A 25402-nucleotide genomic window follows, 5' to 3' on the forward strand; every position below is an offset into this window, starting at 1 on the left:
CTTCATCAGTCATTCTCTGGAACATTTACATGAGCCAATCGACCAAACTTCTCGAGCCCTACAAGCTCGGCGCGCTGACGCTGCCGAACCGCCTGGTGATGGCGCCACTGACGCGCAACCGCGCGGTGCCGCCCGGCATGGTGCCGAGCCCGCTCGCGGTGGACTATTACGGCCAGCGCGCCTCCGCCGGCCTTCTGATCACCGAGGCGAGCCAGGTCTCGCAGCAGGGCCAGGGCTATCAGGACACGCCCGGCATCTATTCGAAGGAACAGGTCGAGGGCTGGCGCAGGGTCACCGATCGGGTGCATGAGCGCGGTGGCCGCATCTTCATCCAGCTCTGGCATGTCGGCCGCATCTCGCATGTCGCACTGCAGCCGAACGGCGGCGCACCGGTGGCGCCGAGCGCGATCAAAGCCAAGACCAAGACCTTCGTGAACGGCACGTTTGCCGACGTGTCCGAGCCACGCGCGCTCGAATTGTCGGAAATTCCCGGGATCATCGAGGACTTCAAGCGCGGCACGGCGAATGCGCTGGCGGCCGGCTTCGACGGCGTCGAGATCCATGGCGCCAACGGCTATCTGCTCGACCAGTTCGCCCGCGACGGCACCAACAAGCGCACCGACGCTTATGGCGGCGGAATCGAGAACCGCGCCCAGCTGATGCTGGACGTGTCCAAGGCGGTCGCCACCGAGGCCGGCGCCGATCGCACCGGCATCCGGATCTCGCCGGTGACGCCGGCCAACGACATCACCGACTCCAATCCGCAAGCGCTGTTCGACTACATCGTCGACCAGCTCAGTGCGCTGAAGCTGACCTATCTCCACGTCGTCGAGGGCGCAACCGGCGGCCCACGCGATATCGCGCCGTTCGACTACGCCTCTTTGCGCAAGCGCTTCAAGCAGGTCTATGTCGCCAACAACGGTTACGACTTCGCGCTGGCGGAGAAGGTGCTGGAGGCCGGCGCGGCCGACCTGATCGCGTTCGGCAAGCCGTTCATCTCCAACCCTGATCTGGTCGAGCGGCTCAAGGCCGGTGCGCCGCTCAACGAGTGGGACAAGGCGACCTTCTACGGCGGCGGCGCCAAGGGCTACACGGATTATCCGGCGCTGAAGGCGACCGAGGCGGCGGAGTAGGGAGCGCTCCTCTCTCCACATCGTCATTCCGGGGCGATGCGAAGCATCGAACCCGGAATCTCGAGATTCCGGGTCTGGTGCTTGCGCACCATCCCGGAATGACCTGGCAATCAGCAAAAAGGCCGGGATCGCTCCCGGCCTTTCGTCGTCTTCGGATGGCGTGGGCTGGTACGCCTTTGCTTGCGCCTTACTTCGCTTCGGCGCGCTTCGGCGGGTTGGCCGGCCACGACTTGATCAGCGTGTCGTAGTCGATCGTCTCGCCCTTCGGCTTCTCGTTCGCGAGCTTGCGCTGCGGAGCGATGGTGCCGTCCTTCTCGGCCTTCTTGTACCAGAACTCGGCGGATTCCTTTTTGTTCAGCTTCGGTCCGCAGGCGCCCTGCACACCGGACTTCTCAAGACGCTCCATCACCGAATCCTGGGCCGCGGCCAGCGCGTCCATCGCCTGCTGCGGCGTCTTGGTACCGGACGACGCATCGCCGATGTTCTGCCACCACAGCTGCGCGAGCTTCGGATAGTCGGGCACGTTGTTGCCGGTCGGGGTCCACTGCACGCGCGCGGGCGAGCGGTAGAACTCGATCAGGCCGCCGAGCTTCGGCGCACGCTCGGTGAACGACTTGTCCCAGATATCGGACTCACGGATGAAGGTGAGACCGACATGGCTCTTCTTCAGCGACACCGACTTGGAGATGATGAACTGCAGATAGAGCCAGGCTGCCTTGCGGCGATCCGGCGGGGTCGACTTCAGAAGCGTCACGGAGCCGGCGTCCTGATAGCCGAGCTTCATGCCTTCCTTCCAGTAAGCGCCGTGCGGCGACGGAGCCATACGCCACTTCGGCGTACCGTCCGCGTTCATCACGGCGATGCCCGGCTTCACCATGTCGGCGGTGAAGGCGGTGTACCAGAACATCTGCTGGGCGATGTTGCCCTGCGCCGGCACCGGCCCTGCTTCCGAGAAGGTCATGCCCTGGGCCTGCGGCGGGGCATACTTCTTCAGCCAGTCGAGATATTTGGTGATCGAGTAGACCGCGGCCGGGCCGTTGGTGTCGCCACCACGCTCGACCGAGGAGCCGACCGGACGGCAGCCTTCCATGCGGATACCCCACTCGTCGACCGGCAGGCCGTTCGGGATACCCTTGTCGCCGTTGCCGGCCATCGACAGCCACGCGTCGGTGAACCGCCAGCCGAGCGAGGGATCCTTCTTGCCATAGTCCATATGGCCGTAGACCTTGACGCCGTTGATCTCCTTGATGTCGTTGGTGAAGAACTCGGCGATGTCTTCATAGGCCGACCAGTTCACGGGCACGCCGAGCTCGTAGCCGTACTTGGCCTTGAACTTGGCCTTGTACTCGGGGTTGGTGAACCAGTCGTAGCGGAACCAGTAGAGGTTCGCGAACTGCTGGTCGGGCAACTGGTAGAGCTTGCCGTCCGGCGCCGTGGTGAACGACTTGCCGATGAAGTCGTCGACGTCGAGCATCGGGTCGGTGACCTCCTTGCCCTCACCCTTCATGTAGTCCGACAGGATGATGGTCTGGCCGTAGCGGAAGTGGGTTCCGATCAGGTCGGAATCGTTGATCCAGCCGTCATAGACGTTCTTGCCCGACTGCATCTGGGTCTGCAGCTTCTCGACGACGTCACCTTCCTGGATGATGTCGTGCTTGAGCTTGATGCCGGTCAGTTCGGAGAACGCCTTGGCCAGCGTCTGCGATTCATATTCGTGCGTCGTGATCGTTTCCGAGACGACGTTGATCTCCATGCCCTTGAAGGGTTCGGCGGCCTTGGCGAACCACTCGAGCTCCTTCTTCTGGTCTTCCTTCGACAGCGTCGAGGGCTGGAATTCCGCGATCCACTTCTGGATCACGGCATCGTCGGCGGCGCGGGCCGGCGCGGCGACCGCAAGCGAGGCCGCGATCAGCGCGGCGGCGCTGGTCATAGTCAAAAGACTATCCTTTGTCGTTCTCAAATGTCGCATTATGATTCCTCCGGTTGCAGCGACAAACAAAACCCCAGGCCCGGGTTGACCCCGGATCTGCTCTTCTTCGCTTTCGTCAGACGGTGCGAAAGATCGCCACGGCTGAAAGAAGCGAAATCAGCGTTGCGAGCCACAGGCTCGAAATTTCCACGCCCTCGCCGATCGGCAGGGTGAGGATCGGATCGGTGCCGACGAGGCCGATCCACACCAGGTGGATCACCGCCGCCAGCACCAGCGAAATGAACAAACGATCGCCGCGCGTGGTCGGGATGCGCAGCACGCCGACCCGCTCGGCCTCGGGATAAACCGCCGCGAGCCAGGTCATCACGCCGAGCGTCGAGGCCAGCAGCACGAAGAAGATCGCGGTCGGCAGCGTCCAGGCCATCCATGCGATGGATTCCATGATCGCCTCCTAGACCCGGCCGAGCGCGAAGCCGCGCGCGATGTAGTTGCGGACGAACCAGATCACCAGCGCGCCCGGAATGATGGTGAGCACGCCGGCGGCGGCGAGCAGGCCCCAGTCCATGCCGGCCGCCGAGACCGTGCGCGTCATGATCGCCGCGATCGGCTTGGCCTGCACCGAGGTCAGCGTGCGCGCGAGCAGCAGCTCGACCCAGGAGAACATGAAGCAGAAGAAGGCGGCGACGCCGATGCCGCTCGCGATCAGCGGCACCAGGATCTTGATGAAGAAGCGCGGGAACGAATAGCCGTCGAGGAAGGCGGTCTCGTCGATCTCGCGCGGCACGCCGGAGACGAAGCCTTCGAGGATCCACACCGCCAGCGGCACGTTGAAGATGCAGTGCGCGAGCGCGACCGCCCACGGCGTATCGAACAGGCCGATCGCAGAATAGAGGTTAAAGAACGGCAGCGCGTAGACCGCCGCCGGCGCCATGCGGTTCGACAACAACCAGAAGAACAGATGCTTGTCGCCGAGGAAGCGGTAGCGCGAGAACGCATAGGCCGCCGGCAACGCCACCGCGATCGAGATGATGGTGTTGAGCACCACGTATTCGAGCGAATTGATGTAGCCCGAATACCAGCTCTCGTCGGTGAAGATGCGCTTGTAGTGCTGCAGCGTCGGCGTGTGCGGCCACAGCGTCATCGTCGAGACGATCTCGGCGTTGGTCTTGAAGCTCATGTTGACGAGCCAGTAGATCGGCAACAGCAGGAAGATCAAAAACAGCGCCATGATCAGGCGGCGGCCGGGGATCGAATGCATCACGCCGCTCCTTCCTTGGCCGGACGCTCGGAGCCGGCATTGACCATCACGGTGTAGAATACCCAGCACACGATCAGGATGATCAGATTGTAGACCAGCGACAGCGCCGCGGCCTTGCCGAGGTCGAACTGGCCGAGCGCGATCTTGACGAGCTCGATCGAGACGAAGGTCGTCGAATTGCCCGGGCCGCCGCCGGTGACCACGAACGGCTCGGTGTAGATCATGAAACTGTCCATGAAGCGCAGCAGCACCGCGATCAGCAGCACGCGGTTCATCTTCGGCAGCTGGATCGCCTTGAAGACCGCCCAGCGCGAGGCGCCGTCGATCTGCGCCGCCTGGTAATAGGCGTCGGGGATCGACTTCAGCCCGGCGTAGCAGAGCAGCGCGACGAGGCTGGTCCAGTGCCAGACGTCCATCACGATGACCGTGACCCAGGCGTCGACCTCATTGGACACGTAATTGTAGTTGAGACCGAGGTGGTTCAGGACATAGCCGAGCAGGCCGATATCGGGCCGGCCGAAGATCTGCCAGATGGTGCCGACCACGTTCCACGGAATCAGCAGCGGCAAGGCGAGGATGACGAGGCAGGCCGCGACGCTCCAGCCCTCGCGCGGCATCGACAGCGCGACGATGATGCCGAGCGGCACCTCGATCGCAAGGATCACCGCCGAGAAGAACAGGTTGCGGCCGAGCGAGGCCAGGAAGCGGCCGCCGAGATCGGTCGATGGATCGAGCAGCTCCTTGAACCAGCCGACCCCGTTCCAGAAGAACTGGTTGTTGCCGAAGGTGTCCTGCATCGAATAGTTCACGACGGTCATCAGCGGCAGCACCGCCGAGAACGCCACCACCAGGAACACCGGCAGCACCAGGAACCAGGCTTTTTGGTTGATCGTCTTGTCCATCAGGCGACCCCCTCCACCAAATGGCTGTCGGCATAGACGTGGACGTGCGCGGGATTGAAGATCAGCCCGGCGGTGTTGCCGGAGACCGAGAAGCCCGGCGGCACGCGCGCGGCAAATTTGGTATCGCCGACCCGCACGCGGGCGAACTGGATGCGGCCGAGATCGTCGATCCGCTCGATGGTGGCCGACAGCAGCCCTGACGCCGGCGCCGCGACATCGACGAATTCCGGCCGCACGCCGATCTCGATCTTCTTGCCCGCAGGCAGCACACCATAGTTTCGATGCAGGCCGATGACATGGCCGTCGACCCGCGCCTCGTGACCACTGACCTCGGCGGGCACGATGTTCATACCGGGCGAGCCGATGAAGTAGCCGACGAAGGTATGCGCCGGCTTGTCGAACAATTCGGCCGGCGTGCCGCTCTGCACCACGCGGCCGTCGTGCATCACGACGACGGTGTCGGCGAAGGTCAGCGCCTCGGTCTGGTCGTGGGTGACGTAGATCATCGTGAGGTCGAGCTCGCGATGCAGCGCCTTCAGCTTGGAGCGCAGCTGCCACTTCAGCTCGGGATCGATCACCGTCAGCGGTTCGTCGAACAGGACGGCCGCGACGTCGGACCGCACCAGGCCGCGGCCGAGCGAGATCTTCTGCTTGGCGTCGGCGGTGAGCCGCGTCGCCTTGCGTTTGAGATAGGGCGTGAGGTCGAGCAGATCGGCGATCTGCCTGACGCGCGCATCGACCTCGGCCCTGGCGACGCCGCGGTTCTTCAGTGGGAAGGCCAGGTTCTGGCCGACCGTCATGGTGTCGTAGATCACGGGGAACTGGAACACCTGCGCGATGTTGCGCTTCTGCGTCGACAGCGGCGTGATGTCCTTTCCGTCGAACAGGATCTGTCCGCGCGACGGCGTCACGATGCCGGAAATCAGGTTGAGCAGCGTGGTCTTGCCGCAGCCGGACGGCCCGAGCAGCGCATAGGCGCCGCCCTGCCGCCAGGTCATGGTAACCGGCTTCAGCGCAAAGGATTCCTGCGGCGCGTCGTTGCCGCCGTAGGAGTGCGCGAGATCGACGAGGTCAATGCGGGCCATGAAGCATCTCCCTCACTTGCCGTTGCCGGCTGACGCGTTTGCAGCGCGCGCACTGCGATGCACGTTGCCCGAAAACGAGGTCGCGGGCGATGCGACGAGGCGGTCGGCGGCGTCGAACACGAAGATGTTGTCGGGATCGAGCGCGGCATCGAGCACCTGCCCGGGTTCATATTCGTGCACGCCGTGCAGCACCGCGACCCAATTCGAGCCGTGGACATGGACGTGCACAAAGCTCTCCGACCCGGTGATCTCGGTCACGGTCACCGCGGCGGAAAATTTGTGGCGGCCGGCCGCGACATTCCCGACCTCGAGCTGGTGCGCGCGGAAGCCGGTCCGGTAGCGGCCGTCGGGCAGATTGGCATAGAGGCCGGCCGCGGGCGCCTGCTCGCCGCCGGCATAGATCACTTGCGCGCCCTTCTTCTCGATGCCGATGATGTTGAGCGGCGGATCGGAAAACACCTGGGCAACGCGCAGCGTGTCGGGATGGCGGTAGACCTTCGGCGTCGCGCCGGTTTGCAGCGCCTGGCCTTGCCACATGCACACCGTGTCGCCGCCGAGCAGCAGCGCTTCCGACGGTTCGGTGGTGGCATAGACGAAGATCGCGCCGGAGGCCTCGAAGATGCGCGGCAGCTCGGCGCGCAGCTCCTCGCGCAGCTTGTAGTCGAGATTGGCGAGCGGCTCATCGAGCAGCACGAGGTCGGCGCCCTTGACCAGCGCCCGCGCGATCGCGGTGCGCTGCTGCTGGCCGCCGGAGAGTTGCAGCGGCGTGCGCTTCAGGAACGGCTCGAGCCGCAACAGGCTGGCCGCTTCCGCCACCCGCCGCTCGATCTCGGCGCGCGGCTTGCCCTGCACGCGCAGCGGCGAGGCGATGTTCTCGTAGACCGTCAGCGAGGGATAGTTGATGAACTGCTGATAGACCATCGCAACCGAACGCTGCCGCACGTCGGCGCCGGTGACGTCCTTGCCGTCGACCAGCACGCGGCCGGTGGTCGGCTTGTCGAGGCCGGCGAGCAGCCGCATGATCGAGGTCTTGCCCGACAGCGTCGGCCCGAGCAGCACGCTGAGCGTGCCACGCTCCAGCGTCAGCGACACGTCGCGGATGGTCGGCATGCCATCCACGGTTCGCGTGACATTCTGCAGTGTGACGCTCATGCCCGTCCTCCCGCTTCGCGGAGGGGACGTTCACCGGACACGCGGTTGGCGAGCATCCACTCGTCGAGCGCGGCGATTTCACCCGCCGTCATCCGCAAGCCCAGCTTGGATCGTCGCCAGACGACATCGTCCGCAGTCCGAGCCCATTCGTTCGCCATCAGGTACCTGACTTCGCTTTCCGTCAAGGTGGCGCCGAAGGAGCGGCCGAGATCGGCCGTCGATGTTGCATTGCCCAAGACTTTGCTGGCGCGCGTGCCATAGGCATGCGCGAGACGATTGGCGTGCGATTGCGCGAGAAACGGATAGGTGCGGATCAATTCGGCGCTCAGCGCCGCGACCGCGGATACATCCATGTCGCCGCCGGGCAGCGGCGCCTTGCCGGTCCAGCCCTCCTGCGCCTTTGTGCCGCGGAGATAAGGCGACAGCCGCTCCAGCGCCTCTTCGGAGAGGCGGCGATAGGTCGTGATCTTGCCGCCATAGATCGACAGTAGCGGCGCACCGCCGGGCGTATCGAGCTCGAACACGTAGTCGCGGGTCGCGGCCTTGGCTTCGCTCGCGCCGTCGTCATAGAGCGGACGCACGCCGGAGTAATTCCAGACCACGTCCTCGGGCTTCACCGGCTTGGCGAGATACGCGCTGGCGGACGCGCAGAGATATTCGATCTCCTCCTGCGTCGCCTTCACCTTGGCCGGATCGCCGTCATAGTCGCGATCGGTGGTACCGATCAGCGAGAAGTCGTTCTGATACGGAATGACAAAGATGATGCGGCCGTCGGCGTTCTGGAAGATGTAGGCACGGTCGTGGTCGTAGAGCTTCGGCACCACGATGTGCGAGCCCTGCACCAGGCGCACCTTGGCGCGCGCGTTGACGCCGGCGCCCGAGGCGAGAACCTGTTCGACCCAGGGACCGCCGGCATTGACCAGCACGCGTGACTGGATCGTGTCGCGGGCACCCGTGACGCTGTCCTCGACCGTGACGTGCCAGACGCCGTCGACTTGCCTGATCTCGACCGCGCGGGTGCGGGTGCGGATCTCGGCGCCGCGATCGGCGGCATCGCGCGCGGTCAGCGCAACCAGCCGGGCGTCGTCGACGAAGCAGTCGGAATATTCGAAGCCCTTGGTGTAGCGGCCCGGGATCAGCGGCTTGCCGACCGCGTCGCGCGTCAGATCGACCGAGCGCGTCGCCGGTAGCAAATGCCGGCCGCCGATATGGTCGTAGAGGAAGAGGCCGAGCCGCAGCAGCCAGGCCGGACGCAGGCCGGCATGGTGCGGCAAAACGAAACGTAGCGGCCGAATGATGTGGGGCGCGATCTGCCAGAGGATTTCGCGTTCGATCAACGCCTCGCGCACCAAACGAAACTCATAATATTCGAGATAGCGCAGACCGCCATGCACGAGCTTGGTCGACCAGGACGACGTCCCGCTAGCCAAGTCATTCATTTCACAGAGGAAAACAGAATTACCCCGGCCCGCCGCATCGCGCGCGATGCCGCAGCCATTAACGCCGCCTCCAATGATGGCGAGGTCGTAAATCTGGTCCAAAGAACGCTTCCCCCGGCAACCGCCTTCGCTTTGACGGTTTTACTTTCGTATTGGAGTAAATCACAACCAAAAACGAAAGCAAAGTGAAAATGGGGAACTTTCGCTGGGGATTCTTTGGGCGGAGTGCCCGTGGTCAGGGCTTTTGGAGGGACGGGACGAGCGACGCTTGGCGTGACGCCAGGCAAGGCGGTGGCGGACGGTCAGGGACGCTGTGGCGATCGTCCGACGCGCAATTCCGGCAGAGCCTTTTCGGGATCGTAGGTACGGTGAACTTCACCGCCTACCCGCTTGGCGCAAGCTCGGCTGTCGCGCACAAAGTAGACGGCGAGCAAGAGCACACCGGTCGACGCGACGAATGTGTGACCGCTGGCGAACAGGACGTAGAAGACCAACGATGCGACGAAAAGGATCGCATACCATTTGAGCGCGAAGCGGAGATAGATTCGCCCGATCGAGCGATCCCTGTTCATCGGATCGCCCGATTGCCTGGCAGCGACGCCGACAGCACGAGAAAGAAAAGCGGAAAGAACACGAAGATCGCGACATAGGCCCAGAGGTGTCCGCCGCCGAGCGCGACTTGCAGGGCGCTATATCCCGATGATTTTCGGTGCGCCAGGAGTGCACAGAATGCAAAGCAGAACAGCGGCATCGTGAGATACTTCCACTGCTCTCGCCAGTCGCGCAGGATGGTCGCGAGATCGCCAAGCAATGCGATCAGGAACAGGGAAAACGTGACGGCGTAGAGCGCGACCAGCGGCAGGAAGAGGTGCTCGAACCTCACCCCCGCGATTGCTTCAGCCGACATCGGGATGCCATCCGCAAACAGGCTCCCGAACGGCGGGATTGCGAACAGCCGCATGTCAAAGCCCATCGCCTGGCCAAGCCAGAACAGGACGATCGCCACCAGGCCGATTACCGACTGCGCGAGGAAGCCCCCGCTCGCGATGCGCTGACACGGCGATCCCGAAAAGAAGATCCGCGACAGTCCGTAAAGCAGTTTCCTGCCACGGCCGTTCTGCTGTTCCAGTTCCGAAAGCCAGGCCTGGCGGCTCTCGCTGCCGAGGCGAAAGATGTCGGCACGGACGCTCTTCGATGGCGGCTGGGTCTCACCATCGAACGCACGCATGACCACAAGCGCAGAAACAGCGCCGGCCAGCGCCGTCGCGCACGCGGATGCGACGTTAAAGCCAAGGACAAACGAGACGACGCCGAACATCGCCGCCATGCCCAATGCCGTGACGATCTTGAATTGCGTGCTGACCAACGAACCGCTCCACCTCAGGCAGGCTACAACAGCGGCCGAAAGGCATCCGAAACAGGTTCGCTAAAACTTGAGAGATCAAGCGCCTTGCGCGCTGCGCAGCGCCGCGGGTGCCGCGTCGGCGGCGTTGTCGTCGAGATCGACTTGCGGCTTGTCCATCGCGACGACCACCTCGATACCGCGGCTATGGCAGATATTGGCGAGGCCCGCAGGAAGCGGTGAATCGGTCACGAAGGTCTGGATCTGGCTCATATGGGCGATCCGCACCGGCGCACTGCGGCGCAGCTTGGTCGAGTCCGAGACCAGCATCACGTTGCGCGCATTGGCGATGATCGCCTGCGCGACCTGCACCTCGCGATAGTCGAAATCGAGCAGCGCGCCCTCCTCGTCGATCGCGGAGGCGCCGATGATGGCGTAGTCGACCTTGAACTGGCCGATCAGCTGCGTCGCGGTGGAGCCGACCACGGCGCCGTCGGCGCGGCGCACCGTGCCGCCGGCCACCACCACCTCGATGCGCGGATGGCGGTACAGCAGCATCGCGACGTTGAGGTTGTTGGTGATGACCAGCAGGTCCTCATGCGAGGTCAGCGCACTCGCGACCTCTTCCGTGGTGGTGCCGATATTGATGAACAGCGAGCAACCGTTCGGAATCCGTGTCGCCGCGGCAGCGCCGATCGCCTTCTTTTCCTCGGCGGCGACGAAGCGACGCGCCTCGTAGGCGAGGTTCTCGACGCCCGAGGCGATGATCGCGCCGCCATGGATACGGGTCAGCGACCGCTGGTCGCAGAGGTCGTTGAGGTCCTTGCGGATGGTCTGCGCCGACACCTCGAATCGCTTGGCGAGGTCTTCGACCATGACCCGGCCGAACGCGCGCGCGATGTTGAGGATTTCAGTCTGGCGATGGGAGAGTCCGGCCACGGCGGCCCCCTTGAAACGGCGAGTCGCCCATGGTGCGGCCGTTCGGCACGGAGGTCAACGTGCAGTGCCGGGTCAGGGAAGGCCTGGGCGAAGGTGGACGCTTCGCCCGGGCCACGCGCAATGACGCGAAGGCGTTCTACGATGCCATCTGCATGGATTGACCGGCGAGCAGCCGGCGCGCCGCGCGCTCGGCCTCGCGCGCATTGCGGAAGATCTGGCCTTCAAGGCGGTCAAAAAGGTGCGATGCAGCAAAGAACTGATATCCACGCGTATCGCGCACCACGATACCCGCCGTCTGCGAACTCACTTCGATCACGTAACTGTCGGACATTGTCAGCCTCGGTTTGACTTCGGCCCGACAACGGAATCGCTGGCTGTTTGTTCCTCGATTATTTGCGCGGCGAAGCGCCAAAAACTCCGGGTTTTTGCAATCAAACCACGCTCCGGACTCAGTTTCGACGCGTTTCCTTTCCCACCGAATCAGCGGCACTGGCGCGCGGAGGATGTCAGGTTTCGATCGTCGCGCCGTCGCGCTGAATCGGTTGCGGATGGCCCTGCTCGTCGATCGAGACATAGGTGAAATTGCCGTCGGTCACGAGGATCGACTGCTGCTCGCGGCGGCGCAGCACCCAGGCCTCGAGATGCACCGTGATCGAGGTGCGGCCGATGCGCACCAGATTGGCGTGGACGGAGACGAGATCGCCGACATTGACCGCCTTGCGGAAGTTCATCGCGTCGATCGCGACCGTCACGGTGCGCGACTTCGCCACCTTGGAGGCGAACACGCCGCCACCGAGATCCATCTGGCTGAGCAGCCAGCCGCCGAAGATGTCGCCATTGGCATTGGTGTCGGCCGGCATCGCCAGCGTGCGGATGCAGAGATCGCCCTTCGGCTCGGCGTCGTTGCTCAGCGGCGCGTGAGCGTGGGCGTCGGTCACTTGCGAGCCGGTCACTTGCGAATCGCTCACTTGAATGCCTCCCAGCCGGGATCCGGCGCAAATCGTCCGCCGAACTTGCGCATCAAGGCCTGCATGGCCGACACCACATTGTCGACGCCGCGGCTGCGCGCATAGTTGAGCGGGCCGCCGCGGAACGGGGCATAGCCGGTGCCGAAGATCATCGCGCCGTCGACCATATCGGGATTGTCGACGATGCCTTCGCGCAAGGCGGCGACGCAGACATTCGAGATCGGCAGCACCAGGCGGTCGATCATCTCATCGGTGACCCGGGAACCGGTCTCCGGCAGCGGCGCCTTTTCCGCCTTGCCGTCCTTCCAGGTGTAGAAGCCCTTGCCGGTCTTGCGGCCGAGCTCGCCTTTGGCGACTTTTTCGCGCAACCACGCAGGCGTCGGCGGCAGCGTGTCGCCGAACTTCGAGCGCAGCATGTCGCCGACATCGAGGCAGATATCGAGGCCGACCTGGTCGGCGAGTTCGATCGGCCCCATCGGCATGCCGAACTCGACGGCGGCTGCGTCGATCAGGCGCTGATCGGTCTTCTCGTCCAGCATCATGATCGCTTCCAGCATGTAGGGCGTCAGCGCGCGATTGACGAGGAAGCCCGGCGAGCTCTTCACCGGCAGCGGCAGGCGGTCGATGGCGCCGACGAACGCGAGCGCCTCCTTGAGCATCGCCGCATCGGTGCCGTCATGGCTGACGACCTCGACGAGTTGCAGCCGCGACACCGGATTGAAGAAGTGCAGGCCGAGCAGCCGCTCCGGCCGTGCCAGCGTGGTGCGCAGATCCTGCAGCGGGATGCTCGACGTATTGGTGGCGAGGATCGCGCCGGGCTTCATCTTCGGCTCGAGAGAGGCATAGACCTTCTGCTTCAACTCGAGCTTTTCCGGCACCGCCTCGATGATCAGATCGGCATTGCGGACGCCCTCGCCGTCCATGTCGGGGATCAGCCGGTCGAGCGCGTCGCGCTGGTCGATCCGCTTGCGCATGATCTTGCTGAACAACTCTGACGCTCGTTTCATGGCGCCCGCGATCGGCTCGGCCTTCATGTCGGCCAAAGTCACGAGCATGTCCTGGTTGGCGCACCACGCCGCGATATCGCCGCCCATCGCACCGGCGCCGATGACATGGACGTGCGCAACCTTGTTGCCGCTGCCGGCGAGCTTCTTCATCTGCTCGCGCAGGAAGAACACGCGGATCAGGTTCTGCGCGGTCGGCGTCACCATCAGATTGGCGAACGAGGCCTTCTCCGCATTCAGCATCGCCGTGCGGTTGCCGGCGTGCTTCTCCCACAGATCGATCAGCGCATAGGGCGCCGGGTAATGCTTGCGCGGCGCCGCCTTCTCGGCCTCGCTGCGCATCCGCGAGGCGAGGAAACCGCGCGCGGCGCCGAGATTAAGAAGCGAGTTGAGCACGCCGGGCTTGGCGCGCTTCAGCCGGCCGAACACCGCGTCCCTCACCGCGTTGCGGACATGGCGCTCCTGGGTGACGGCGTCGACCAGGCCGAGCGCCTTGGCGCGGCGCGCGTCGATCGTCTTGCCTGTCAGCATCAAGGTCATCGCCTGCATCGGGTTGACCAGTTCGGTGAAGCGCACGGTGCCGCCGAGACCGGGATGCAGGCCGAGCATCACCTCGGGGAAGCCGAACCTGGCATCGTCGATCGCGATCCGCATCTGGCAGGCCAGCGCGACCTCGAGGCCGCCGCCGATGCAGAAGCCGTGGATGACGGCGACCGAGGGCACGCGCAGCGCCTCGAGCCGGTCGATCACCGCATGGGCGCGACCGATCGCGGTCTCGACCGCGCTGGAATCGCTGGCGCCGCGAAACTCATTGACGTCAGCGCCGGCGATGAAGCCGCTTGGCTTGGCCGAGCGCACCACGAGACCCGTCGGCCGCTGGTTCTCCAGCGCCGCGACGATGGCATCGAGCTCCTCGAGTAGATCGGCGGACAGCGTGTTGGCGCTGGCGCCGGCGCGGTCGAACAGCAGCCAGGCGATACCGTCGTCATCGCGCGTCAGCTTGAAATTCTTGTAGGGGCTGTCGGCGGCAGGCTTCGGCCCGAGTTCGAGCACGCGATCGGCGAGAAGGTCCATGATCCGTGAATCCATGATCACACCGTCTCTATCAACATCGCGCCGCCCTGCCCGCCACCGATGCATTCGGTGGCGACGCCGCGCCTGGTGCCGAGCCGCTTCATCGCATTGACCAGATGCAGCACGATGCGGTTGCCGCTGGTGCCGACCGGATGGCCGAGGCTGATCGCGCCGCCGTCGACGTTCAACTTCGCGCGGTCGATCTCGCCGGCCGCGCCATCGAGCCCAAGGATCTCGCGGCAGAATTTTTCGTCGTTCCATGCCGCGAGGCAGCCCAGCACCTGGGTGGCGAAGGCCTCGTTCAGCTCCCAGGTCTCGACGTCCTGCAAGGTCAGGTCGTTGCGCTTGAGCAGCGCGCTTGCCGACAGCACCGGACCGAGGCCCATGATCGAGGGATCGAGCGCCGACCATTGGCTGTCGAGGATGACGGCCTTCGGCGTCAGCCCGTGCTTGGCCACCGCCTTCTCCGACGCCAGGATCACCCAGGAGGCACCGTCGGTGATCTGCGAGGAATTGCCGGCGGTAACCTGGCCCCACGGACGCTCGAACACCGGCTTCAGCTTCGCCAGGGTCTCGGGGGTCGAGTCCGGGCGGACACCGTCGTCATGGTCGAAGAACTTGCCGTCGCGGGAGAACGCGGTCTCGACCTCGCCTTTGAGAAAGCCCTGCTGCTGCGCGTTGGCCAGCCGCTGATGGCTCTCGGCAGCGTATGCATCGGACTGGGCGCGGGTGATGCCGAAGAGATGGCCGACCTTCTCGGCGGTCTGCCCCATGTTGAGCTCGGTGATCGGGTCGGTCAGCCCGCGCTCGAGGCCGATGATCGGCTTGAAGTAGCTCGGCTTCACCTTCAGCGCCGCGGCGATCTTGGCGCCGAGCCCCTTGGCGCCGGCGAAGCCGGCAAACCAGCGCACGCCGGAATTGGGCCAGACCAGCGGCGCGTGGCTCAAGGCTTCGGCACCGCCGGCGAGGATCAAGTCGGAGATGCCCTCGCGGATGTAGCGGTAGCCGGTGTCGATCGACTGCATGCCGGAGCCGCAATTGATCTGCACCGTGAAGGCGACCATCTGCTCGCCCATGCCGAGCCTAAGCGCCGCAACGCGTGCCGGGTTCATCTCATCGGCGATCACGTTGACGCAGCCGAGGATCACCTGGTCGAAGGCGGTGGGCGCGAAAGGCTGCCGCGCCAGCAGCGGCCGGCCGCATTGCACAGCAAGATCGACCGGGGTGAACGGGCCGGGACCGGAGCGCGCCTTCAGGAACGGCGTCCGGCTGCCGTCGACAATAAAGACTGGTCGCGCCATCAGCTCGCCGCCCTCTGCTCACCAAGCTCCTGGAAGAACTGATGCACGTCGGCGGATTTCTTGTAAATCGGGGACAGCGCCTCCGGCGCAAAATCATCGACCTCGATGACTTTGGCGACGGCCTCGTGGGCAGCCGCGAGCTTTTCGCCGTCGGCCTCGGTGATGACGCCCTTCTTGACCGCCTCCTTCCAGTCATGCAGGCGCGCCGCGCGCAGCTGCTTGGCGGCATCCTCGGCCTCGGTGACGAGGCGGAAGGCCTTCTCCAGCCTTGCGATGCCGCCGTCGTCCTCGACAAAGGCGAGGTCCGGCGTCAGCCGGTCGCGCGCCGCCGACGGCGACAGCACGAGCTGCGCGCATTGCTGCACGATGCGATCCGTCGGGCCGGTGACGCGTGCGCCGAACGGCTGGATCAGGAATTTCAGCAGCCAAGCCACCGGACGGTTCGGCAGATTGGCGAAGATTTCCGCAAAGCGGTTCTCGATGGTCTTGAAGCCGGACGCCATGCACCATTCGAGCGCCGGAAGATCCTCCTTCTGCCGCCCCTCATCCTGCCAGCGTTTCAAAGCAGCGGAGAGCAAATACAGCTCGGACAGGATGTCGCCGAAGCGCGCCGAGAGCATCTCCTTGCGCTTCAGCGCGCCGCCGAGGGTGAGCAGTGCCATGTCGGCGCACAGCGCGAACGCCGACGAGTAACGCGACAGCTGGCGATAGAACTCGGTCGCATCGCCGGCATCCGGCGCCGGTGCGAACATCCCAAAACTCCAGCTGCGGCCCCAGGCGCGGAACACGGTCGCGAAGCTGTGGCCGATATGTTTCCAGAACGCGGTGTCGAACGCGGTCAGGCCCTTGTCGCGGTCGGTCTCGCCGAGCGCGTTCATCTCCAGCAGCAGATAGGGATGCGCGCGGATCGCGCCCTGCCCGAACACGATCAGATTGCGGGTCAGGATGTTGGCGCCCTCGACCGTGATGCCGACCGGCACCGAGCGGTAGAGCCCGCCGAGATAATTCTGCGGCCCGTCGATCACGGCCTTGCCGCCATGGATGTCCATGGCGTCGTCGATCGCGATCCGCATCCGCTCGGTGGCGTGCAGCTTCATGATCCCGGAGATGACGGCGGGATGATGCCCCTCGTTCAGTGCGGCGCAGGTCAGCCGCCGCGCGGCGTCGAGCAGATAGGCCGTGCCGGCAATCCGCGCGAGCGGCTCCTCGATACCCTCGAATTTCGAGATCGAGATGCCGAACTGCTCGCGGATGCGGGCATAGGCGCCGGTGGTGCGCGCGGCATAGGCAGCGCCGGCCGCCGACAGCGACGGCAGCGAGATGCCGCGGCCGGCGGCGAGCGCCGTCATCAGCATCTTCCAGCCCTGACCGAGCCGTGCCTCACCGCCGATGATGTAGTCGAGCGGGATGAAGACGTCCTTGCCCCAGTTCGGGCCGTTCTGGAACACCTGCATCGCCGGCAGATGGCGGTGGCCGATCGACACGCCCGGCAGATGGGTCGGGATCAGCGCGACGGTGATGCCGAGCTCTTCCTCGCTGCCGACGAGGTGATCGGGATCATAGGCCTTGAAGGCAAGGCCGAGCAGCGTCGCGACCGGGCCGAGCGTGATGTAGCGCTTGTGCCAGTTGAGCCTCAAGCCGAGCACCTCGCGGCCTTCGAAATTGCCCTTGCAGATGATGCCGGTGTCGATCATCGAGGCGGCGTCGGAGCCGGCCTCCGGGCTGGTCAGGCCGAAGCATGGAATGTCCTGGCCGGAGGCGAGGCGCGGCAGCCATTTGTCCTGCTGCTCCTTGGTGCCGAAGCGCATCAAGAGTTCACCCGGCCCGAGCGAGTTCGGCACCATCACGGTGACGGCCGCGGTCAGCGAGCGCGACGAGATCTTGCGCACCACTTCGGAATGCGCGTAGGGCGAGAAGGCGAGGCCGCCGTATTCCTTCGGGATGATCATGCCGAAGAATTTTTTGGCCTTGATGAAGGCCCAGACCTCGGGCGGCAGATCGCGCCATTCCCAGTTGATCTTCCACTCGTCGAGCATCCTGCAGAGCTCGTCGACCGGACCGTGCAGGAAGGCTTGCTCTTCGTCGGTCAATCTGGCCGGCGCGAACGCCAGCAATTTCGACCAGTCGGGATTGCCGGTGAAGAGATCGGCGTCCCACCAGACGTCGCCGGCTTCCAGCGCCTCGCGCTCGGTGTCCGACATTATCGGCAGCACGCCACGCGCCCAGGAAAAGATCGGTTTTGTCATATAGTCGCGGCGGAAGCTCATGGCGGATCTCTCATGAAACGGCGGCGCGGATGGGTGATCTTATCGGAAAGTGCCGTTCACCGGTGAACACTTCGCCTCGCAGATAAAGCGAAATTGACGCGGCCCTGGCGCCATTTTGTTAACGGCAGGCCGCGCGTTCGGTTCCGAAAGCTGAGCTGCGACAATCAGGTAGCCGGGGATGGCGCAGACGCCATCCCCATGCAGGACGAGCTAGGCGGGCCCCGCTCCCTGGGTTGCAGTATAGACCGCGTAGAGCGACTGGCTTGCGGCCATGAACAGACGGTTGCGCTTGGGACCGCCGAAGGTGATGTTGCCGCAGACCTCGGGCAGCCGGATGCGGCCGAGCAGCTTGCCTTCCGGCGACCACACCGTCACGCCGCTGTAACCGACCGCGCGACCGGCATTGCTCGAGCACCAGACATTGCCGTTGACGTCGCAGCGGATGCCGTCCGGTCCGCACTTCACGCCGTCGATCGTGAAATCGCTGAACCGCTTGCCGTTGGAAAGCTTGTTGTCGGCGCCGACATCGAACACGAAGACGTCGCCCTTGCCGCCGGGGCCGCTATCGCCCGGTCCCTTGCCGGTCGAGACCACGTAGAGCTTCTTGTAGTCGGGCGAGAAGCAGAGGCCGTTCGGATCCGGCACCTGGTCCTCGCTGACCACGAGATCGACGCGGCCCGAGGGATCGATGCGGTAGCAATTGGTCGGCAGTTCGCGCTTGGCCGGCACGAAGCCCGCCGGCTGGCCGATCCGGGGATTGAGCTTGCCGGCCGGATTGCTCGGGCCGCCCGCGGCATCAGGCTCGCCCTCATAGAGCTGGCCGCCATAGGGCGGATCGGTGAACCAGTAGCTGCCGTCGGGATGCGCGACGACGTCGTTCGGCGAGTTCAGCCGCTTGCCTTGATAGTTGTCGGCGAGCACCGTCGCGGTGCCGTCATTCTCGTAGCGCGTCACGCGGCGGGTCAGATGTTCGCAGGACAGCTGGCGGCCCTGGAAGTCGAACGAATTGCCGTTCGAGTAGTTCGACGGCATGCGGAAGACGCTGACATGGCCGTCATCCTCCGACCAGCGCATCTGCCGGTTGTTCGGGATGTCGCTCCACAGCAGATAGCGGCCCTGCGAACTCCAGGCCGGGCCTTCCGCCCACAACAGGCCGGTATAAAGGCGCTTGATCGAGGTGTTGGGCTGGGCAAGGTCGTTGAAGGACGGATCGACCGCGATGATGTCGGGGTCCCAGAAATAGGTGGTCGGCGCACCGCGCGGACTGAAGTCGCGCGGCGGGCTGGTGATCGTCGTCGGCGGCCCGACCGGCGCGGGCGCGTTCTGGGCCAGCGCGCTGCCGATGCCCGCGACGGCGGCGGCGGAAACCGCCAGTCCCTGAACCAGCGTGCGCCGTGAAACATTCGGATCGCGTTGTTCTTCGTTCGGATCGCTCCGCTCGTGGCGTGTCATCGCATCCTCCCACTCTGTTGGCCGGCCGTTGATCCGGCCTGGCGAGTAGAGGTTAGACTGCTCTCGGAGAGGTTGCGAGTGACGGTTTTTCATCGCCGCGCGCGGAAATTTCACATTGTTGTGGTGCGGGCCGTCGTTGCGGAGCGACGTCTCTTACCTCGCCCCGCTTGCGGGGAGAGGTCGGATTGCATCGCAAGATGCAATCCGGGTGAGGGGGTACAGGTCTTACGACGATCATATCTTGCGGAGGCAGCCCCTCACCCTGCCCTCTAAGAGCGAGCTTCGCTCGTCTCGACCCCGCAAGAGCGGGGCGAGGGAGAAGGAAGAGCTAGTCCGGCCGGATCATCTCGAACATGTTTTCCGGCTTGATCTCGAAGTAGTCGCCGCGGCGGCCGGCGCGGACGATCGGGTGCGCGAGGCCGGTCTGGTAGACGCCGTCCTTGATGAAGGCCTTGTCGATGTGGACGGCGACGACCTCGCCGAGCGTCAGCCAGGCCTCGGCCTTCTTGCCGTCGGCGCCCTGGAGCTGGACGATCTGGCTGACCTTGCATTCGAACGACACCGGGCTTTCGGCGACCCGCGGCACGTTGACGAGCTTGCCGGCGACCTGCGTGAGGCCCGCGAGCCTGAACTCGTCGACATCGCGCGCGACATGCGCCGCGGTCGCGTTCATGTGCCTGGCGAGATCCATCGTCGCCAGATTCCAGACGAACTCGCCGGTGTCCTGGATGTTGGCGACGCTGTCCTTCCAGTTGGTGGAGGAGAAGCCGATGATCGGCGGCACGTAGCAGAACGCGTTGAAGAAGCTGTAGGGCGCGAGGTTGACGTTGCCGCCCTTGTCGCGCGAGGAGATCCAGCCGATCGGCCGCGGCGCCACGATGGCGTTGAACGGATCGTGCTTCAGGCCGTGGCCGTTCTTCGGCTCGTAGAAATGCAGGTCTTTGGCGGTCACGGCTGGCCCCTCTCACGTAGCCCGGATGGAGCGCAGCGCAATCCGGGACGGTCTCGCAAGCGGAAATGGCCCCGGATTGCGCTGCGCTCCATCCGGGCTACAAACTCGCTTTGCCTGCTATGCGAGAAGAGTCAACTGACGAAAATGTCAGTGCTGGCGCTCAAGGGCTGGCGCTCAATCGGCGCGGCCGCGCGGCGACAGGCCGGCGATCACGAAATCGATCATCTGGTCGATGGTCGGGCCCGGCTTGGTGGCACATTGGGCGATCATCTGGGGATGGAAGAACCGCATCATCGCGGTGCAGGCGCACAGCGAGGCGAGCTGCAGGTCCTTGATCTCGAACTCCCCCGACGCGGCTCCTTGCGCGATCACCTCGCCGATAATGGAGGCGATACACTCCATATGGGCGACGCAGACGTCCCAGTCCTCCTGCATCGCGATCTCGACCATCTCGTGCATCTTGGAATCGCCGACATAGCGCTCGGTGTTCATGCGATTGATGGTCGTCATCATCTGGCGCAAGCGTGGCGCCGCCGGCCCTTCCGAGCGCGCGATGCGCCGGGCCTCGATCTCGACCTCGCCCATCAGGCCGCGGGCCACGCCCTCGTGGATCGACTTCTTCGAATCGAAGAAGCGGTACACGTTGGCGGGGCTCATCCGCAGCTCTTTGGCGATGTCGGCGACCGTCGTCTTCTGATACCCGATCTGCCGGAACAAGCGCTCCGCCACCACGAGAATCCGCTCGCGGGTGTCGGTTTCGCTATGTTCCGTGATCAGTGTCATGTTGGCCTGCTCAATCTTCAATTATTCGGCCGCCTCAGCAAGCGGAAATGCGCGTTGCGCATCGCCGGCATGCTGCGGCGCAGTATCGGTTTGCTCGGAGCCGCTCTCCTCGAGGGACTTGCGGAACCAGAGGGCGTAAAGGCCCGGCAGATACAGCAAGGTCAGGAAAGTCGCAACAAACAAACCGCCCATGATGGTGATCGCCATCGGGCCCCAGAACGCCGAGCGCGACAGCGGGATCATGGCGAGGATGGCGGCCAGGGCCGTCAGCACCACCGGCCGGGCGCGCCGGACGGTGGCTTCGACGATCGCCTCGCGCCGGGTCAGGCCGGACGCCACGTCGCTCTCGATCTGGTCGACCAGGATCACGGCGTTGCGCATGATCATGCCGGCGAGCGCGATCAGGCCGAGCAGCGCCACGAAGCCGAACGGCTGGTTGGCGACGTTGAGCCCCAGCGAGGCGCCGACGATGCCGAGCGGCGCGGTCAGGAACACCAGGAACAGGCGCGAGAAGCTCTGCAGCTGGATCATCAGCAGCGTCAGCATCACCATCACCATCACGGGGAAGAGGATGAAGATCGACGCATTGCCCTTGGCGGATTCCTCGAACGCCCCGCCCGGCTCGATCCGGTAGGCCGGCTCGAGATGGGCCTGGATGTCCTTCAGCTTCGGCGAGATCTGGTTGGTGACGTCGGGCGCCTGCACGCCGTCGACGACGTCGGAGCGCACGGTGATCGCCATGTCGCGGTTGCGCCGCCACAGGATCGGCTCCTCATGCGCATATTCGATCTTGGCAATCTGCTGCAGCGGGACAGCGACGCCGTTACGCGTGGTGATGGTGAGATCGCCGACGCGGCCGAGATCGAGCCGCTCGGACGGCACCGCGCGGGCGACCACGCCGACCTTCTCGATGCCGTCGCGGATCGTGGTGACCGGCGCGCCCGAGATCAGCATCGCCAGCGCCTGCGAGACGTCCTGCGGGGTCAGGCCGAGCGCACGCGCCCGATCCTGGTCGACGGCGAGCTTCAGATAGGGCGACTGCTCGTTCCAGTCGAGCTGGACGTCCTTGACGTTCTTGTTCTGGCGCATGACGTCGCGCACCTGGTAGGCGATGTCGCGCACCTTGTTGGCATCGGGGCCGATCACGCGGAACTGGACCGGGAAGCCGACCGGCGGACCGAAATTGAAGCGGTCGACCCGGACCCGCGCCTCGTTCAAAGCGCCGTCGGCGGCAGCCTGCTCGATCTTGGCCTTGACGCGCTCGCGCGCCTCGACGTTCTTGGCGAGGATCACGATCTCGGCAAAGGCCTCGTTCGGCAGCTGCGGGTTGAGGCCGAGCCAGAAGCGCGGCGAGCCCTGGCCGACATAGGCGGTGTAGGTCTGGATGTCGTCATCGGCCTTCAACAGCCCTTCGGCCTGCTTCACCGCCTTCTCGGTGACGTTGAAGGCGGTGCCCTCGGGCAGACGCAGCTGCAGGAACAACTCGGGCCGCTCCGACAGCGGGAAGAACTGCTGCTGGACGTGGCCGAACGCAACGATGGAAGCAACGAAGACGCCGACGGTCGCCGCCACCACCTTGATACGGTGATCGACGCACCACTGCACGACGCTGCGCAGGCCGCGATACATCCGCGTCTCGTAGATCGCGTGCGGATCGTGGTTCTGGTGCACCTTGATATTGGGCAACAGCTTGACGCCGATATAGGGCGTGAAGATCACCGCGACGAACCAGGAGGCGACCAGCGAGATCGCCACGATCCAGAAGATGCCGCCGGCATATTCGCCGACCGCAGAATTGGCAAAGCCGATGGGGAGGAAGCCAGCGGCCGTGACCAGCGTTCCCGTGAGCATCGGAAACGCGGTGGATTCCCAGGCAAAGGACGCCGCCTTCATGCGGTCCCAGCCCTGCTCCATCTTCACCACCATCATCTCGACCGCGATGATGGCGTCGTCGACCAGAAGGCCGAGCGCAATGATCAGCGCGCCGAGCGTGATGCGGTGCAGGTCGAGCGACATTGCGTTCATCACGATGAAGACGATGCCGAGCACCAGCGGAACCGACAGCGCGACCACGATGCCGGTGCGCCAGCCGAGTGCGACAAAGGAGACGAACAGCACGATCGCGAGCGCCTCGACGAAGGAGTGCACGAACTCGCCGACGGCGTGCTCGACCACCTTGGGCTGGTCGGCGATCTGCTGGACATCGACGCCCTGCGGCACCGCCTTCAGGAACTCGGCGGTCGCCTTCTGGACCTCCTTGCCGAGCTCGAGGATGTTGGCGCCCTTGGCGGTGACGACGCCGATGCCGAGCGCCGGCTTGCCTTCCTGACGCACCTTGAAGCTCGGCGGATCGACATAGCCGTGGCTTACGGTCGCGATATCGCCGAGCCGGAACACGCGGCCGTTGCTCTCGACCGGCGTCTCGGCAACCGCCTTGACGCCGTCAAGCGCGCCGGTGACGCGCAGCGGCACGCGCTGCGATGAGCTCTCGACGGTGCCGGCCGGGGTGACGTTATTCTGCTTGGCGAGCGAGTCGAACAGCGCCTGCGGCGTGATGCCGAGCGTCGCCAGCTTGGCATGCGAGAACTCGACGAAAATACGCTCGTCCTGGGTGCCGTACAGATCGATCTTGGTGACGCCGGGCACCTTCAGCAGGCGCTGGCGAAAACCCTCCGCGACCTTCTTGAGCTGCGCATAATTGGCGCCGTCGCCGGTCATCATATAGAGGATCGAATCGACGTCGGAGAATTCGTCGTTGACGACGGGACCGAGGATGCCGGAGGGCAGCTCGCCCTGCACATCGACCAGCTTCTTGCGCAACAGATAGAAGAGATAGGGCACGTCCTTCGGCGAGGTCGAATCCTTGAAGGAGACCTGCATCGCCGTGAATCCCGGCTTGGAATAGGTCTGCACCTTGTCGAAGAACGGCAGCTCCTGCAGTTTCTTCTCGATGGGATCGGCGACCTGCATCTGCATTTCCTGCGAAGTCGCGCCCGGCCACATCACCGAGACGTTCACCACCTTGACGGTGAAGAACGGATCCTCGGCGCGGCCGAGCTTCTCATAGGAGAAGAAGCCGGCGGCGGCGAGGATGATCATCAGGAACAGGACCAGCGTCGGATGGCTGACCGCCCAGGCCGAAAGGTTGAAGCGCTTCATCGAACTCTCCAAGTTCTAGACCAGTCCCAGAACCGTTTCCGCTGCTATGCGAGGGTTAGAACGACAGCGACGACACGACCCGCACCTTCTGGCTCGGATCGAGTTTCTGCACACCGAGGGCGACCACCTTGGCGCCATCGTCGACGCCGCCGGAGATGACGACGTTGTTGCTCTCATAGGCCTTCACCTTGACCGGCTTCAGCGCGATGTCGCCCTTGTCGTCGACGATGTAGAGCGAGGGATCGCCGCCCTGGCTGTACAGCGCCGACAGCGGCAACTTGGCCACCCGCTCGCTCGCCTTGTCGGCGAGCGTCAGCGTCGCGGTCATGCCGAGCGAAACCGCCTCGTCCGCGTCCGGCAGCGAGAATTTTGCGAGATAGGTGCGGGTGGCGGGATCGGCCTGCGGCGCCACCTCGCGCAGCCTGGCCGCATAGCTCTTCTTGGCATCCGACCACAGCGTCACCGTGGCTACGCCCGACCTGGCACGAGCAAGAAGCGTCTCTGGGATCGCGACGACAGCTTCCTTCTCGCCAAGTCGGGCGACACGGATCGAAGCCTGGCCCGCGGCAACCACCTGGCCGGGCTCGATCATGGTCGCTGTGACGACACCCCGGGTGTCGGCCACCAGCGTTGCATAAGAGAGGGAATTCCTGGTCAGCTCGACCGAGCGCTCGGCGCGGTTCAGCCGGGCGCGGGCTTCGTCGCCGGCGGCCTTGGCGGAATCGAGCGCCGCGTCGGTGGTCCAGCCCTTGGCCTTCAGATCCTTGGCGCGCTGCTCGGCGGCGGCGGCCTGCGCCAGCACGCCGGTGGCGGCGCGGAATTCCGCCTCCGCCTGCTCGGCCTGCAGCTTCAGGTCGACCTCGTCGAGGGTGGCCAAGGGCTGGTCGACGTCGACTGTCTGTCCGACCTCGACCAGCCGCTTGGCCACCTTGCCGGCGACCCGAAAGCCCATATCGGCTTCGATACGGGGCTTGATGGTGCCGACAAAGCTGCGCTCAGGGGTTTCAGCTTCATAATGGACGGTCGCCACCAGAACGGGGCGTCCCGGATCGGCGTTTTCGGCCGCCTTTTCATTGCAGCCTGTCAGCGCGAACACCGCGAAAGCCAATGATGCTCCCGTCAAGAGCCTGTAATAGCTCGAGAAAACGGAACGAACGAACATCTGAAATCTCCATCGGGCTGACGACTGATGAAGAGTATCGATTTATCACTGATAAATGTCAATATTCGTCAGTAATAACCAATTCGTGAGCGGGGTCGGA

General features: G+C 64.7%; 22 protein-coding genes. 2 read left to right on the forward strand and 20 right to left on the reverse strand.

Annotated elements, in window-relative coordinates:
• The first annotated feature begins 29 nt into the window (after positions 1-29).
• Positions 30-1133, forward strand: a complete 1104-nt coding sequence (locus I6F38_RS00250) for an alkene reductase (protein WP_225158587.1) — start codon at positions 30-32, stop codon at positions 1131-1133.
• Between the two features lie 187 nt (positions 1134-1320).
• Here I6F38_RS00250 and I6F38_RS00255 read toward each other — a convergent pair whose 3' ends face one another.
• The 10 genes from I6F38_RS00255 to I6F38_RS00300 all read right to left on the reverse strand — a co-directional run bounded on the left by I6F38_RS00255 (position 1321) and on the right by I6F38_RS00300 (position 11180).
• Positions 1321-3063 (reverse strand): ABC transporter substrate-binding protein, encoded by a 1743-nt coding sequence (locus tag I6F38_RS00255; RefSeq protein ID WP_225158827.1) that lies wholly within the window; start codon positions 3061-3063, stop codon positions 1321-1323.
• A 115-nt stretch (positions 3064-3178) separates the two neighbouring features.
• Positions 3179-3505: a DUF2160 domain-containing protein gene (locus tag I6F38_RS00260; protein WP_016846242.1), complete on the reverse strand. Its 327-nt coding sequence runs from the start codon at positions 3503-3505 to the stop codon at positions 3179-3181.
• A gap of 9 nt (positions 3506-3514) precedes the next feature.
• On the reverse strand, positions 3515-4321 hold the full coding sequence (locus I6F38_RS00265; protein ID WP_028333212.1) for a carbohydrate ABC transporter permease: 807 nt from the start codon (positions 4319-4321) through the stop codon (positions 3515-3517).
• The gene (locus tag I6F38_RS00270) at positions 4321-5223 is read right to left on the reverse strand and encodes a sugar ABC transporter permease (protein ID WP_028338609.1); all 903 of its coding nucleotides are present in this window, start codon (positions 5221-5223) and stop codon (positions 4321-4323) included. The genes I6F38_RS00265 and I6F38_RS00270 overlap by 1 nt, the downstream gene beginning before the upstream one ends.
• Positions 5223-6308 (reverse strand): ABC transporter ATP-binding protein, encoded by a 1086-nt coding sequence (locus tag I6F38_RS00275; protein ID WP_225158588.1) that lies wholly within the window; start codon positions 6306-6308, stop codon positions 5223-5225. The genes I6F38_RS00270 and I6F38_RS00275 overlap by 1 nt, the downstream gene beginning before the upstream one ends.
• A 12-nt stretch (positions 6309-6320) precedes the next feature.
• Positions 6321-7460 (reverse strand): ABC transporter ATP-binding protein, encoded by a 1140-nt coding sequence (locus tag I6F38_RS00280; protein WP_225158589.1) that lies wholly within the window; start codon positions 7458-7460, stop codon positions 6321-6323.
• A complete protein-coding gene (gene glpD / locus I6F38_RS00285) occupies positions 7457-9001 on the reverse strand; it encodes a glycerol-3-phosphate dehydrogenase (protein WP_225158590.1) in 1545 nt (514 codons plus the stop codon). The genes I6F38_RS00280 and glpD overlap by 4 nt, the downstream gene beginning before the upstream one ends.
• A gap of 200 nt (positions 9002-9201) precedes the next feature.
• Positions 9202-9471, reverse strand: a complete 270-nt coding sequence (locus tag I6F38_RS00290) for a hypothetical protein (protein ID WP_225158591.1) — start codon at positions 9469-9471, stop codon at positions 9202-9204.
• Entirely contained in the window at positions 9468-10265 is a 798-nt protein-coding gene (locus tag I6F38_RS00295; RefSeq protein WP_225158592.1) for a hypothetical protein, read from the reverse strand. Before I6F38_RS00295 ends, I6F38_RS00290 begins: the two co-directional genes overlap by 4 nt.
• Positions 10266-10340: 75 nt before the next feature.
• Positions 10341-11180 carry a DeoR/GlpR family DNA-binding transcription regulator gene (locus I6F38_RS00300; protein WP_225158593.1) on the reverse strand — a complete coding sequence of 280 codons (840 nt, stop codon included), beginning with the start codon at positions 11178-11180 and terminating at the stop codon, positions 10341-10343.
• A 29-nt stretch (positions 11181-11209) separates the two neighbouring features.
• Here I6F38_RS00300 and I6F38_RS43905 point away from each other — a divergent pair, with 29 nt between their 5' ends.
• Positions 11210-11341: a hypothetical protein gene (locus tag I6F38_RS43905; protein ID WP_276573462.1), complete on the forward strand. Its 132-nt coding sequence runs from the start codon at positions 11210-11212 to the stop codon at positions 11339-11341.
• On the opposite strand, the gene I6F38_RS00305 is transcribed toward I6F38_RS43905, so the two are convergent.
• The 10 genes from I6F38_RS00305 to I6F38_RS00350 all read right to left on the reverse strand — a co-directional run bounded on the left by I6F38_RS00305 (position 11317) and on the right by I6F38_RS00350 (position 25302).
• Positions 11317-11511, reverse strand: a complete 195-nt coding sequence (locus tag I6F38_RS00305) for a hypothetical protein (RefSeq protein WP_057016955.1) — start codon at positions 11509-11511, stop codon at positions 11317-11319. The two genes, I6F38_RS43905 and I6F38_RS00305, sit on opposite strands and share 25 nt — an antisense overlap.
• Before the next feature lie 175 nt (positions 11512-11686).
• Positions 11687-12118, reverse strand: a complete 432-nt coding sequence (locus tag I6F38_RS00310) for an acyl-CoA thioesterase (protein ID WP_082653769.1) — start codon at positions 12116-12118, stop codon at positions 11687-11689.
• Positions 12119-12144: 26 nt separating this feature from the next.
• Positions 12145-14241, reverse strand: a complete 2097-nt coding sequence (locus tag I6F38_RS00315; protein WP_225158594.1) for a 3-hydroxyacyl-CoA dehydrogenase NAD-binding domain-containing protein — start codon at positions 14239-14241, stop codon at positions 12145-12147.
• Between the two features lie 2 nt (positions 14242-14243).
• Positions 14244-15527, reverse strand: a complete 1284-nt coding sequence (locus I6F38_RS00320; RefSeq protein WP_225158595.1) for an acetyl-CoA C-acetyltransferase — start codon at positions 15525-15527, stop codon at positions 14244-14246.
• A complete protein-coding gene (locus tag I6F38_RS00325; RefSeq protein ID WP_225158596.1) occupies positions 15527-17794 on the reverse strand; it encodes an acyl-CoA dehydrogenase in 2268 nt (755 codons plus the stop codon). The genes I6F38_RS00320 and I6F38_RS00325 overlap by 1 nt, the downstream gene beginning before the upstream one ends.
• Positions 17795-18004: 210 nt before the next feature.
• Entirely contained in the window at positions 18005-19246 is a 1242-nt protein-coding gene (locus I6F38_RS00330; RefSeq protein ID WP_225158597.1) for an SMP-30/gluconolactonase/LRE family protein, read from the reverse strand.
• A 328-nt stretch (positions 19247-19574) separates the two neighbouring features.
• Complete coding sequence (locus tag I6F38_RS00335; RefSeq protein WP_057016949.1) at positions 19575-20198, reverse strand: flavin reductase family protein; 624 nt, start codon at positions 20196-20198, stop codon at positions 19575-19577.
• Positions 20199-20372: 174 nt separating this feature from the next.
• Positions 20373-20981: a TetR/AcrR family transcriptional regulator gene (locus I6F38_RS00340; RefSeq protein WP_225158598.1), complete on the reverse strand. Its 609-nt coding sequence runs from the start codon at positions 20979-20981 to the stop codon at positions 20373-20375.
• 21 nt (positions 20982-21002) lie between these two features.
• Positions 21003-24140, reverse strand: a complete 3138-nt coding sequence (locus I6F38_RS00345) for an efflux RND transporter permease subunit (RefSeq protein ID WP_225158599.1) — start codon at positions 24138-24140, stop codon at positions 21003-21005.
• 55 nt (positions 24141-24195) lie between these two features.
• The gene (locus tag I6F38_RS00350; protein WP_141340505.1) at positions 24196-25302 is read right to left on the reverse strand and encodes an efflux RND transporter periplasmic adaptor subunit; all 1107 of its coding nucleotides are present in this window, start codon (positions 25300-25302) and stop codon (positions 24196-24198) included.
• Positions 25303-25402: the final 100 nt, after the last annotated feature.

The organism is Bradyrhizobium sp. BRP56 (genome assembly GCF_020194035.1).
In the GTDB taxonomy this organism is placed as follows: domain Bacteria; phylum Pseudomonadota; class Alphaproteobacteria; order Rhizobiales; family Xanthobacteraceae; genus Bradyrhizobium; species Bradyrhizobium australafricanum.